12 protein-coding genes are annotated in these 12,692 nt (G+C 60.2%); 7 read left to right on the plus strand and 5 right to left on the minus strand.

Going from position 1 to position 12,692, the window contains the following annotated elements; all coding sequences use genetic code 11:
- Nucleotides 1-76: 76 nt before the first annotated feature.
- Both CKW22_RS23140 and CKW22_RS23145 read right to left on the minus strand, forming a co-directional pair.
- Nucleotides 77-595, minus strand: coding sequence for a transposase (locus tag CKW22_RS23140; protein WP_095065202.1), 519 nt, complete (start codon nt 593-595; stop codon nt 77-79).
- 186 nt (nt 596-781) lie between these two features.
- A complete protein-coding gene (locus CKW22_RS23145) occupies nt 782-1,489 on the minus strand; it encodes an NUDIX hydrolase (RefSeq protein WP_047583962.1) in 708 nt (235 codons plus the stop codon).
- Between the two features lie 138 nt (nt 1,490-1,627).
- On the opposite strand from CKW22_RS23145, the gene CKW22_RS23150 reads away from it, so the two are divergent.
- The 5 genes from CKW22_RS23150 (at nt 1,628) to CKW22_RS23170 (ending at nt 6,000) form a co-directional block, all read left to right on the plus strand.
- Nucleotides 1,628-2,278 carry an isochorismatase family protein gene (locus CKW22_RS23150; protein ID WP_033697300.1) on the plus strand — a complete coding sequence of 217 codons (651 nt, stop codon included), beginning with the start codon at nt 1,628-1,630 and terminating at the stop codon, nt 2,276-2,278.
- Nucleotides 2,275-3,474, plus strand: a complete 1,200-nt coding sequence (gene pncB / locus CKW22_RS23155) for a nicotinate phosphoribosyltransferase (RefSeq protein ID WP_033697299.1) — start codon at nt 2,275-2,277, stop codon at nt 3,472-3,474. Before CKW22_RS23150 ends, pncB begins: the two co-directional genes overlap by 4 nt.
- An 81-nt stretch (nt 3,475-3,555) precedes the next feature.
- On the plus strand, nt 3,556-3,792 hold the full coding sequence (locus CKW22_RS23160) for a hypothetical protein (RefSeq protein WP_077068376.1): 237 nt from the start codon (nt 3,556-3,558) through the stop codon (nt 3,790-3,792).
- Nucleotides 3,793-3,804: 12 nt separating this feature from the next.
- Nucleotides 3,805-4,497 (plus strand): DUF421 domain-containing protein, encoded by a 693-nt coding sequence (locus CKW22_RS23165; RefSeq protein WP_047583960.1) that lies wholly within the window; start codon nt 3,805-3,807, stop codon nt 4,495-4,497.
- Nucleotides 4,498-4,671: 174 nt separating this feature from the next.
- The gene (locus CKW22_RS23170; RefSeq protein ID WP_095065243.1) at nt 4,672-6,000 is read left to right on the plus strand and encodes an SDR family oxidoreductase; all 1,329 of its coding nucleotides are present in this window, start codon (nt 4,672-4,674) and stop codon (nt 5,998-6,000) included.
- A 31-nt stretch (nt 6,001-6,031) separates the two neighbouring features.
- Here the strand turns inward: CKW22_RS23170 and CKW22_RS23175 are convergent, their stop codons facing one another.
- From CKW22_RS23175 to CKW22_RS23180, 3 genes are all read right to left on the minus strand, one after another.
- A complete protein-coding gene (locus tag CKW22_RS23175) occupies nt 6,032-8,671 on the minus strand; it encodes an ATP-binding protein (RefSeq protein ID WP_095065204.1) in 2,640 nt (879 codons plus the stop codon).
- Nucleotides 8,672-8,766: 95 nt separating this feature from the next.
- Entirely contained in the window at nt 8,767-8,925 is a 159-nt protein-coding gene (locus CKW22_RS27630; RefSeq protein ID WP_177447960.1) for a hypothetical protein, read from the minus strand.
- Between the two features lie 154 nt (nt 8,926-9,079).
- Nucleotides 9,080-9,967, minus strand: coding sequence for a LysR family transcriptional regulator (locus CKW22_RS23180; RefSeq protein ID WP_095065206.1), 888 nt, complete (start codon nt 9,965-9,967; stop codon nt 9,080-9,082).
- Nucleotides 9,968-10,079: 112 nt separating this feature from the next.
- On the opposite strand from CKW22_RS23180, the gene CKW22_RS23185 reads away from it, so the two are divergent.
- Nucleotides 10,080-11,141, plus strand: coding sequence for a YeiH family protein (locus CKW22_RS23185; protein WP_047583958.1), 1,062 nt, complete (start codon nt 10,080-10,082; stop codon nt 11,139-11,141).
- A 142-nt stretch (nt 11,142-11,283) separates the two neighbouring features.
- A complete protein-coding gene (gene ppnN, locus CKW22_RS23190; protein WP_033697295.1) occupies nt 11,284-12,657 on the plus strand; it encodes a nucleotide 5'-monophosphate nucleosidase PpnN in 1,374 nt (457 codons plus the stop codon).
- The last annotated feature ends 35 nt before the right edge of the window (nt 12,658-12,692 follow it).

The raw sequence follows: 12,692 nt of genomic DNA on the forward strand, positions 1-12,692 counted from the left end.
TAAAAAGTGCTGCGAGCCAGTCCGATCAGCCGCAGCAGGTCAGGCAAAGGGAATCTACGTTTGAGTTTGGAAACGATCAGGACTTTTTCGCCGGTATTCGTTCCTTTTCCTCGCGCAGAGCCTTGAGTTCCTTTAGGACAGCGTTCTCCATGCGCAGATACTCAAGCTCAGCCATCAGCTGGTCTCTGGGCTTTTGCGAATCGTCGGTATCTGTGGGCTTTGCTGGTTTAATCTTCTTCGGCACTTTAATCGGCTTTTTCTGGCGGATGACAGGGGCTACAGGGCTACCACTGTAGTACTGCCGCTGCCAGTTGCCTATCTGCGAGGACTGGCCGAGGCCAAAATGCGCAGCGGTTTGGCGAAGGGAGAGACGATGCTCGTGCATGTGGCTCAGCACTTGACGCTTGAAGTCGTCGTCATAGCGCTGCCCGTGCGAGCGCGGACTAAGGCTGGACTTGCTCTGATAGCTGGATGCCCACCGGCGCAGCAGACTGACGTCGATACCGAAACGCTGGGCTACTTTTCGGAAGCCATCGCTACCATCTAGGTAGGCTGAGATGGCTGTGAGTTTGAACTGCTCTGTGTATTTGCCCATCGGTCCCCCCAAGGGTTGGATTTTTTGTCCAACTTCTTGGGGGCAGTCCACAGATGTGGGAGCGGCCTTGCGCCGCGAAGCGCCGCGCGGGCGGCGCTCGATCTTATAGGCGCCGGATAAACCAAGGCATGCGCTTCGCGGACGCCGCTCGATCTTCGCCCTCCTGAAGAAACCAAGACAAGCAAGCTACTGCCCACCCTCCGGCAACAGGCTGCGGTCGAACATGAACGGCCGCGGCCCCTGCGGTGTGTATTGAAACAACTGCTGCGGCCTGCCCAGCCGTGGCTGGTTCTTCTCCCCGGTGTCCCTCACCCACCCCTGCTCGCGCAAACGCTCCAGGCGCTTGCGCAGCGAGGTGCTGTTCACAGCCTGCCCCAGGCACGCCTGCACTGACGCCAACGCATCGAGCACCGTGAACTTCTCTGCCAGCAAGTACAACGGCAGGCTGCTGTACACCGTCTTCGCCGCCAGTCGCTCGCGGGCGCGCTCCACCAGCAGTCTGTGATCGAAGGGCAACAGCACCCTGCGCTCCAGCACGCTGTCCACATCAAAAAACGCCAGCTGCTCACCCTCAACGGCCTGCCCAGGGGCGAGCAGGGCCAGGTAGTAGGTGCTCAGCGACCAACCGCGCGGGTCACGGAAAGCATTGCCTTCGGTGCCTACCTGTTCCATGTAGCACGGTACGATACAGGCCTTTTCGCGCAAGGCGCGCTCGGCGGCGCCTTCCAGGCTGGTGTCGGCAATACGGCCGTTGACGATGACACCCGGCAACGCCCACTGGCCGACGTGCGGTTCGCGCTCACGGCGGTGCAACAACACTTGCAGGTGCTGGGCTTCAGGGGCCATGCGCAGAGCGACGATATCGACGCTGGCCAGGACTTCAGTGCTACTCACGCAAAGGCTCCACTCTTCAATCCTGCAATATTCCACCAGAGCGCTTTAGTAGTACAAGCTTCTTTCCTACCTGCTCTGGTGCTTGACACACTTAATACACCAGGTGGAATATATATCAACACCCGCGAGGAGAGCACCATGAAGATCGCCAGTTTCGACGTCGACGCGCAAAACGGCTTCACTGCCTACGCCCCACACGAACTGCCGGTACCCGAGGGCAATGAAATTGCCGCCGACCTCAACACCATGGCCCTTCGTGCCGACCTGCGCCTGGGCAGCAAGGACGCACACCCGGCCAATGCCGCCTGGGTGGTGGCCGAACCTGGGCAGATGCTGCAACCGCTGACGCTGGCCAATGCTGACCTGACCTGGGTCAGCCACTGCGTGCCAGGCACGCCCGGCTTCGAGCTGCTGCCCGGCCTGCCCGCCCCCATCGACTACGACTACTTCGTATGGAAAGGCGTCGAACCCGACCTGCACCCCTACGGCGCCTGCTACCACGACCTGGCCGAACGCCGCTCCACCGGGGTTATCGAATACCTCACCGTGCAACAGGTGGGCGCCGTCATCGTCGGCGGCCTGGCTTTGGACTACTGCGTCAAGACCACTGCCCGCCAACTGCGCCAGGCCGGTTTCCAGGTGCTGCTGTACCTGCCCGCCTGCCGCGCCCTGACCCAGGAAGGCGCCATCAGCGCCTGCGGGGCGCTGGCTGCCGAGGGTGTCATCCTCTGCGGCGACGAGGCCGCACTCGACCACCAGCTCGCTTTGATCAAGGAAGACCGCCCATGAGTGACAGCGTATTCGGCCCACGGATCATCCAGAACCTGCTGGACACCGACTTCTACAAGATCACCATGATGCAGGCCGTGCTGCATAACTACCCCAATGCCGAGGTGGAATGGGAGTTCCGCTGCCGTAATGGTGAAGACCTCTCCCCTTACCTGGCAGAAATCCGCTACCAGGTCGAGCAACTGGCCGAGGTCACCGTCACCCACGACCAACTGGCGTATCTGGAGCAGATTCCGTTCATCAAACCGGACTTCATCCGCTTTCTCAGCCTGTTCCGCTTCAACTTGCGTTATGTGCAGGTGGGCCTGGATGACGCCGGGCAGCTGGCGATTCGCGTGCGTGGGCCGTGGCTGCACGTGATCCTCTACGAGATCCCGCTGCTGGCGATCATCAGCGAAGTGCGCAACCGCTACCGCTACCGCGAGGTGGTGATGGAGCAGGTGGGCGAGCGGCTGTACCAGAAGCTCGACTGGCTCAAGGCCGAGGCCAGCGCCGCTGAGCTGGCAGGCTTTCAACTGGCCGATTTCGGCACCCGGCGGCGCTTCTCGTACCGCGTTCAGGAGGCCGTGGTGCACACCCTCAAACGCGACTTCCCGGGCCGCTTCGTCGGCACAAGCAACGTGCACCTGGCCCGCGAATACCAACTCAAGCCCATCGGTACGATGGCCCACGAATGGTTCATGGCCCACCAGCAACTTGGCCCGCGGCTGGTCGACAGCCAGGCGGCCGCGCTGGATTGCTGGGTACGCGAATATCGCGGGTTGCTGGGCATCGCGTTGACCGATTGCATCACCATGGACGCGTTCATGGGCGATTTCGATTTGTACTTCGCCAAACTGTTCGATGGTTTGCGCCACGACTCTGGCGACCCGCTAGCCTGGGCAGAGAAGGCCATTGCCCACTATGAAAGACTGGGCATCGACCCGCAGGGCAAGACGTTGATCTTTTCCGATGGGCTGGACTTTGCCAAGGCACTTGGCCTGTACCGCGCGCTGCATGAACGGATCAATGTGAGCTTTGGCATCGGCACCCATCTGACTTGCGATATCCCTGGGGTCGTGCCGATGAACATCGTGATCAAGATGACGGCCTGCAATGGTGCGCCGGTGGCGAAGATCAGTGATAGCCCGGGCAAGACGCAGTGCCGGGATGAGAACTTCGTGGCTTATCTGAAGCATGTGTTCAAGGTGGCTTGAGCCCTGTCACTGTGAGCGCCTACTAGAGTGGAAGAGGTGTATGCGAAGCGGTCAAGCGAAACGATTATTGGAGTCCAACCCATGAAAGATCAGATCACTAAGCTGGGTGAAACCCTAGAGGGGCTCGCTCAGATCGCAGATGAACTCGAACGCCAAGTAGCCCCATGTCCAGTGACTCGCCTTTTGCTTATCGCATGGTTAACCGAGTGGGTGCGAGGCCCGGAAACCCAGGCTGCGTTGAAGCGAGATCTTCCTTGCTTGCCTCAATCATTGAAATCGGCCTATGCGGTGTGGATTCACCACAGCGGTGGCCGCTAACGAGGAAAACGAATGGTATCTTTCGACCTTCAACGGATGCTGCTGGGCGATCTGCCTGTGACCTTTCTTCTGGAGGTCGCCCTTAGGGTTTTGGCCGCATTTGCAGCCGTGTTCTTCTTCCTCAAATTCAGTGGCCGACGCGGAATCAAACAACTCTCCCGCTTCGAGCTGGTGGTTATTCTGACCCTCGGCTCCGCTGCCGGCGATGTGACCTTCTATGAAGATGTTCCGCTGCTGCCGGTGGCCCTGGTCTTCTTGACGCTCCTGTTGCTGTATCGGGGTACGGTCTACCTCATGAAGCGGAGCAAGACGTGTGAAGCCTGGATTGATGGATTGCCGATAACGGTGGTGAAGGACGGAATGTACGAGATCCATTCGCTGCGCAATATGAACATTTCCTCGAATGAACTCTTCATGGAACTACGCCAGCGCGGTGTAGAGCACTTGGGACAGGTACGTTTGGGCCTGTTGGAAACTGACGGTGAGCTCAGTTTGTATTTCTATGAGCCGGAGGATACCAAGGCGGGCTTGTCAGTGCTCCCTTTTGAGCATCGTCCGCAATACTCCTCACCACCTTCTGCCGGCCTTTACTGTTGCGTGGGCTGTGGTTTTCCGACCTACCATGAGGCGCACGACTCGGTCGCATGTGAGCGCTGTGGCCATGTCGTTTGGTCCCCAGCGCTGGACACGCTACGCAATCGTTAGGCAGCGTGCTCAGCCTCGATTCACAAAAAACCCCTACAACGCCGCTTGCCCTGTTGCTCTGAACTTTGCGGCCTCTGCGGGCTTCATCTGCTTAGTCACCTCAACATCAGACACAGACGAAGAGCACATGAACGACAGCGGTTTTCTGGCACTCATCGAAAGGGGTTGTACACCATGATCGATCACGCGACAGGCATGAAACCAAGTGAACGCTACCGAGTAGAAAACCTCGAGCGCGCCCATCAATTTCCAGGTTTCTTTCAGGACGGCAAATATTACCTTGGCCCAGAGCTATTGACTGCCGTCGGCTGGCTCGAAGGGACGAAGTTCATATATGACAGCCTCGATGCAGAAGGCGAGCCCGTCTTCCCGGATCGGGTAGCGGGCTCCATCGAAGGGCTGAAATTAGTGCTCATCGACGGCACATCCCTCGCGCTCTCGAGGATTGAAGCCAGTGCCACCCTGTCGCCTGCGACTGACGACATCGAGCAACACCCACAGCCAGCCGGGCCTGCACGCCCAGCGCCGATAACTGGCCCGTTGCGCGGCAAGGTCGTGGTCATCACCGGCGCTTCAAGCGGGATAGGCAGAGCAGCCGCACACGCGTTTGCCTGCAAAGGTGCTCGCCTGGTGCTGGCCGCGCGCGATGAGCAAGCGTTGTTCGACGTGCTCGACGAATGCACAGATTGCGGGACGGATGCCGTGGCAATCACTACCGACGTCACCAGCAACGAGCAGGTACAAGCACTGGCCGCGCAGGCTGCCGAATTTGGCCAGGGGCGGATCGATATCTGGGTCAACAACGCCGGCGTTGGCGCGGTCGGCAATTTCGAGGAAACGCCGCTGGATGCCCATGAGCAGGTCATCCAAACCGACCTCATCGGTTACCTGAGAGGGGCGTATGTGGCACTCCCCTACTTCAAGGCGCAGCGTAGCGGCATGCTGATCAACACACTGTCACTGGGCAGTTGGGTCGCCCAGCCCTATGCAGCGGCCTACTCGGCAAGCAAGTTCGGCTTGCGCGGCCTAACCGAGGCGTTGCGCGGCGAACTGACGGAATTTCCCGACATTCATGTCTGTGACATCTATCCAGCGGTCATGGACACGCCGGGTTTCAGGGATGGCGGCAACTACACCGGCCACGCGCTCACTCCGCCTGGGCCGATCTATGACCCGGAGTTGGTGGCCAAGGCCATGGTGGCTTGCGCCATTTCACCTCGCGCGCGCACCACGGTCGGCGCAACAGCCCGCCTTGCGCACTTGGCTAGCTTCCTCATACCTGGGCTGCCGCTGGTTTCAGGATGGCTGACACGCTGGGGGTTGAACCGCAGCGCCAGCGCCGAAATATCGTCTGGCAATCTGTTCGAACCACCGAGTGGCCGGCGAAGTGTGGACGGTGGCTGGAGAACCCCGAAAAGCAAGACGCCGTTGTTGGTGAGTGCGGCAGTCCTCGGCATCATTGCCGGGTTTGTCATCACCCGCTCGCAACGTCGGCCCCGCTAGACTGATCCGCATTTCACCTAACTACAACGGCCTAAGATTGCTCAAGCATTCCCGTTACCTTTTCAATCAGCAGTTGGATTTCAAATGGTTTCGTGATCACCGCAGTGATAGGCGTGAGGAATCCCCCTTTAAGCACGGACGCTTCGGCGAAACCCGTGACAAACAGGACGCGTAGATCAGGCAACAGTTCGCGAGCAGCGTCGGCCACCTCACGACCATTCAAAGCACCGGGCAGACCTACGTCGGTGACCAGCAAATCAAAAGGCTGGCTGGTGCGTAGCAGGTGGAGAGCGCCGGAACCGCTCTCCGCTTCTTCTACGTCGTATCCCGCTTCAACCAACGCTTCAACCATCGACATTCGAACTATCGGCTCATCATCGACGACGAGCACCCGGCCCACGCCTTCGCGTTGTAGGCCGCGTTTCGCAACATCCTCAAGCTCTTGACCTTCTAGGCATCCTTCAAAGCGAGGAAGAATCAGGCGAATTGTCGTACCCACGCCTTCCTTGGAGTGGACGTCTACCTGCCCTCCGGATTGGCGCACGAACCCGTGCACCATGGACAGCCCGAGACCGGTGCCCTGCCCCAATGGCATGGTTGTGAAAAAAGGGTCGAAGATGCGCTTGATGTTGCTCTGGGATATCCCTGTTCCCGTATCTGCCACCGCGATCACGATATAGTCTCCGGCAATAAGGTCAGCGCGTAGCGCTGATGCGTCGTCAAATTCAATGACATCCGTGCTGATTGAAATGGCTCCGATACCATTGGGCATTGCATCCCGCGAATTTATCGCCAGGTTCAACAGTGAACTTTCCAACTGAGCGGGATCAATTCGCGCTAATCCAATTCCGGGCTGCAGGTGCGTGATGACCGTGATCGCCGGCCCGACTGATCGATTGATCAGATCTCCCAAGTCTTCGATGAGGACATTCACGTCGGTAGGCCGAGGATCAAGCGTCTGCCTTCTGGAGAACGCCAGCAATCGTTGGGTTAATGAGGCGGCGCGTTTGGCGCTGACCTGGATACCGTTGAGCAATCGCTCGCTAGCATCCGCTCTGCCTTGTTTTAACCGACGTGAAAGCAAATCTGCGCTCCCTAGAATGGCGGCCAATATGTTATTGAAATCATGTGCGATACCGCCGGTGAGCTGCCCGAGCGCCTCCATTTTTTGTGCTTGGCGCAAGGCCTCATTAGCCTGGGAAAGCTCTTCAGTGCGTCGGGCAACCCGCTCTTCCAGTGTCGCCTTTGCCTGTTGCACCTGGCGGTACAATTGGGCGTTATCGATGGCTACCGCCGCCTGTGCCGCAAGCGCCAGCATCAGTTGTTCATGCCGGTCAGTAAACCGGTTGGGCTGTGGGTGGCCAAAGAACAAACCACCGAGCACATCCCCGCTTCTGGACACCACAGAGATAGCCAGATAGCTGCGCACAGATAGATGCCCCTTGGGCATCCCACGGTGAGGCTCGAACTGCCCATAGCGTGGGTCGGCCAGGATGTCCTGAGAACGAACAACCCCCTCATTTCGGAAGGTCGGTGCGAATACAGGTGTGGCGCGTGGATGGCCCAACCTCTCAAACGCTGATCGATCTGCTCCCGAGAGCGTGTAGAGCTTCAGATGGGCGCCGGTTGCGTCGACTTCGTTGGCAAAGTAGGAGCCATAGGCCGCCCCAGTGAGGGCCATTCCGGCATCAGTCAGGTTTTGGACAATGCGCTCCAAGTTGAGATCGCTGGCGAAGGCGGCGTTGATATCCCGCAGGATGCCAAGTGTCCGGCTTTCCTCCCTGAGTGCCTGTTCGGTTTCCACACGGTTGGTCACATCGAAGCCTTCACAGAAAATCCCAGTGACGATCCCGCAGTCGTCGAATACCGGCTCGTAGACGAAATCGAGATAGCGGGTAGTTTTACTATCGCCCTCCCCATCAAGGAATATCGGCTTCCCTGTGCCGACGAACCGCTCGCCCGTTGTGTAAACACTGTCGAGCCAATCGAAATACCCTTGCTCTTGTAGATCTGGAAACACTTCCCTCATTGAGCAATTAAGGTATCCACGGTCGCCAAAGCTGCGGCGAAAGGCTTCATTGACGAACTCAAAGACATGGTCAGGGCCACGCAGAATGGTGATGAAGCCAGGCGCCTGATCGAACATCTTTCGATCACGTCCTAAGGTGATGTGGGAAGGGACTGTTTCCATTGCCGATAGGTGTACTTCTTGCCCTTGGACCAGAATTCCTGCCACCTCCCCATCGGTGCTCCGCAAAGGACTCAGGCTGAAAGCCCAGGGTTTTTCTCGGTCGAGCCTGACGGGAAACTCCGAATCGGACAGAAGCAGCAACGCTCCCTTTTCAACCACGGCATCGAGCTGAGATACCACCCGCGCCCAAACTGCCGTCCATACATCATGGGCCGGTTGGCCGAGCGCCCGGGGATGACGATGGCCCATGGCGGGGGTCCAGGCCTCGTTATAAAGCAATACTCGATCAGACGACCAGAGAATGGCTGATGGAAGGTCTGAGGTGAGCAAGAATGCAAAGGCGTGCTCTAGGCCAACCGGCCAGTGAGCTCTATCGCCGATAGCCGTGCACTCCCAATTGATGAGGCTCAGCCACTCGGACAACCCACCTCGTTGCCCACTGCTGCTACTGATAGCTGATTGCTGATCACTGTTGCTCATGGCTGTTCAGGGTTGTACCGGTAGAAATCTAAATCTAAACCATGATCAGGAGTTGGGCTTGGCTGTCAGACGATGTGCTATTGAGGTATTCCGATCTAAATCGATTGGCCATCGTCCTCAATGTCTTCTTCCGCTTCGGCTGCCTCGGTGGCATCAGCGTCATTCAACGGCGGCAATGTGGGCTTTTTCGGGTCGTTGATGAAAGGGACGTCGCTTGGCCCCTTCTCTTCGGAGCCCTCGGTCTTGGGTTGCATAGCTGACCCTCCAGAATTCATCGGTTACAAGGCACTAAGCTCCAGTCCAGCATGAGAATCCCTCCCTGCTCATCTTCCTCTGAGCGGATGTGGGCAGGAAAAATTCAGTTTGGCATTCGGCCGGCGCGCGGAATGTATGGGGCGCCCGCGATACCTAACCCACTTTCGGCTCCCCAACGCACAACGCCATAAACCGTGCCGCCGCCCGCGAAGGCGTGGCGGCATGGGGCATCAGGATGGAAAAGCGCCTCACCAGTGGCTGCGGCGCAATCCGCAGCCGTCGCAACGCGCCATCCTCATGGCGAATCGACATGGCCGACACAAAGCCGATGCCCATCCCCGCCCGCACCGCTTCCTTTACCCCCTCCACGCCAGCAATTTCCAGCCCCACGCGCATCGCCACGCCACTGCGGGCAAACGCGCGTTCGACAATCTGCCGCACCCCTGACCCACTCTCGCGCAGCACCAAGGGGTAGGCACCCACAGCTTCCAGGGTCTGCGGCTCGTCACCTGCCAACGGATGGCCACTGGGCACGATGGCGACGATCTCGTCTTCACGCCACGGCGTCACCCCCGTACCTAAGGGCAGTTCCTGCCCGGGGGGGCCTTCGATCAGGGCGATGTCGACACTGCCCAGCGCGGCGACGATTTCTGCGGTATTGCCATTGGAGGTGCTCACCGTCACGTCGGGGTAGCGTGCATGGAAGTCGGCGATCAGGTACGGCAACAGGTAGCTGGCCGGGGTGGTACTGGCGCCGATGCGCAGCGTGCCGCGCTCCAGGCCGCGCATGGCCTCGCGCAGGGCTTGCGCCTGGCGAAAGGTGTCGCGCAGGCGCTCGGCATGAGCCAGCAGCTGCTCACCCGCAGCTGTCAGCCGCACGCCACGGCCGGCGCGTTGATAAAGCGGTTCGCCGAACGCCTCCTGCAGCAACTTCAGCTGCCCGGACACAGCCGGCTGCGACAAGTGCAACGCCTGGGCCGCATGGCTGATGTTGCCGTGCTCGGCAACCGTGGCGAACGTTATCAGTTGTTCTGGGGTCATGAATTGAAAATATCAGCAAAATGGATACTTCACATCCTAAATTACGATTTTTTATAAGCTTATAACCAGATTAACGTAGGCCTTGTCGAAACACCTTTTCCGGAGGACTCACATGGCCACGGCTCCGTCCCACCCCGCCTATACGCCTACTCTCTCTACCCGAGGGCGGCTCAATGGCATCCTGTTCGTCGCGCTGTTCGCGCTTGCCGTCACCCAGCTGGCGGCCTTGCCCGCCATCGCCAGCCTGGGTATCAGCCCCTTGATCGTCGGCATCGTTGCCGGTGCCTTGTATGGCAATGCACTGCGCGATGGCGTGCCGGCCAGTTGGGCGGCGGGCATCAATTTTTCGGCGCGCGGGCTGCTGCGCATCGCCGTGGCCTTCTTCGGCCTGCGGGTCAGCCTGCAGGAAATCGCCGAAGTCGGCTGGTCGGGGCTGACGGTGTCGCTGCTGGTGGTGGTCAGCACCCTGCTGATCGGCCTCTGGTGTGGCATGAAGCTGCTCAAGCTGGACCGCGACACCGCGCTGCTCACCGCCGCCGGCAGTGCCATTTGCGGCGCGGCTGCGGTGCTGGCCTTCGAGTCGGCGCTGCGCAGCGCTCCGCACAAGAGCGCCATGGCGGTCGGCAGCGTGGTGCTGTTCGGTACCCTGTCGATGTTCCTCTACCCACTGGCGATCAATGCCGGCTGGCTGCACCTCGATACCCTGGGCGCCGGGCTGTTCCTGGGCGGCACTATCCATGAAGTAGCCCAGGTGGTCGGCGCCGCGAGCAACGTCAGCCCCGAGGCTACGCACATTGCGACCATCGTCAAAATGACCCGGGTGATGCTGCTGGTGCCGGTGTTGCTGGTGGTGGGCTTGTGGATCAGCCGCGCGCGCCAGCCTGGCCAGGGGCAAGGCAACGGGCGCATCGCCATGCCCTGGTTCGCCTTCGGCTTCCTGGCGCTGGTGCTGGTGAACTCGCTGCAGGTGCTGCCTGGCAGTGTGACCCAGGCGGTGAATACGCTCGACACCTTTGCCCTGACCATGGCCATGACAGCGCTGGGCATGGAGACCCGATTCAGCCAGATCCGCCAGGCGGGGCCACGGGCGCTGATTACCGGGGCGATACTCAACCTGTGGCTGGTGGGCGGTGGGCTGGCCATTACCCTCGGGGTGCAAAAACTGTTCGGCTGAACATGCGCGGCTTCGCGGGTTTACCCGCGAAGCCGCGCCCCCTGTCTGCAGAATCTTTCCACGGTGCCCCCTCGTTGTCGCGTGCATTTCTCGGTATGGTGGTGTCAAAGAAGGATGTTTTACCCGCACAGGAAAGACTTAGATGCCTCAACGCCATGTCATAAATGCATCCGTCAGCCCCAAAGGCAGCCTGGAGACGCTGTCGCAACGTGAAGTGCAGCAACTGAGTGAAGTCGGTACCGGTAGCCTTTACACCCTGTTCCGCCAGTGCGCCCTGGCCATCCTCAATACCGGCGCGCATGTCGACAATGCCAAGACCATCCTCGAGGCCTACAAGGACTTCGAGGTGCGCATCCACCAGCAAGACCGCGGCGTACGCCTGGAGCTGCTGAATGCCCCAGCCGATGCCTTCGTCGATGGCGAGATGATCGCCAGCACCCGCGAAATGCTCTTCAGCGCCTTGCGCGACATCGTCTATACCGAAAGCGAGCTGGCCAGCCAGCGCATCGACCTGGAAAGCTCCCAGGGCATCACCGATTACGTGTTCCACCTACTGCGCAACGCCCGCACCCTGCGCCCCGGCGTAGAGCCGAAGATGGTGGTGTGCTGGGGCGGCCACTCGATCAGCACCGAGGAATACCAGTACACCAAGAAGGTCGGCCACGAGCTGGGCCTGCGCAAGCTGGACGTCTGCACCGGCTGCGGCCCTGGGGTGATGAAGGGCCCGATGAAGGGCGCCACCATCGCCCATGCCAAGCAACGCATGCACGGCAGCCGCTACCTGGGCCTGACCGAGCCGGGCATCATCGCTGCCGAGGCGCCGAACCCGATCGTCAACGAACTGGTGATCCTGCCGGACATCGAGAAACGCCTGGAAGCCTTCGTCCGCGTCGGCCACGGCATCATTATCTTCCCCGGCGGCGCCGGTACTGCCGAGGAGTTCCTCTACCTGCTCGGCATTCTCATGCACCCGGACAACCAGGGCCTGCCCTTCCCGGTGGTGCTGACCGGGCCGCGCAGTGCCGAGCCGTTCCTGATGCAGTTGCACGCGTTCGTCGGCGCCACCCTGGGGGACGCCGCCCAGCGCCACTACCAGATCATCATCGATGACCCGGCCGAAGTGGCGCGGCAGATGGTCGAAGGGCTCAAGGAGGTAAAGCAGTTCCGCCGCGAGCGCAACGATGCCTTCCACTTCAACTGGCTGCTGAAGATCGACGAGGGCTTCCAGCATCCGTTCGACCCGACCCATGCCAACATGGCCGAACTGGCCCTGCGCCGCGAGCTGCCGCCGCATGAACTGGCCGCCAACCTGCGCCGGGCGTTTTCCGGGATTGTGGCGGGCAACGTCAAGGACAAGGGCATCCGCCTGATCGAGGAACACGGGCCGTACCAGATCCGTGGTGACAGTGCGGTATTGGCGCCGCTGGGGCACCTGTTGCAGGCGTTTGTCGACCAGCACCGGATGAAACTGCCGGGTGGCGCGGCGTATGTGCCTTGCTATCAGGTTGTGACCTGAGTGTTTGGGGGCCGCTTTGGCGGCCCCCAGCGTCA

Origin of the sequence: Pseudomonas sp. Irchel s3f19 (assembly GCF_900187555.1) — a bacterium.
GTDB classification, from domain to species: Bacteria; Pseudomonadota; Gammaproteobacteria; order Pseudomonadales; family Pseudomonadaceae; genus Aquipseudomonas; species Aquipseudomonas capeferrum.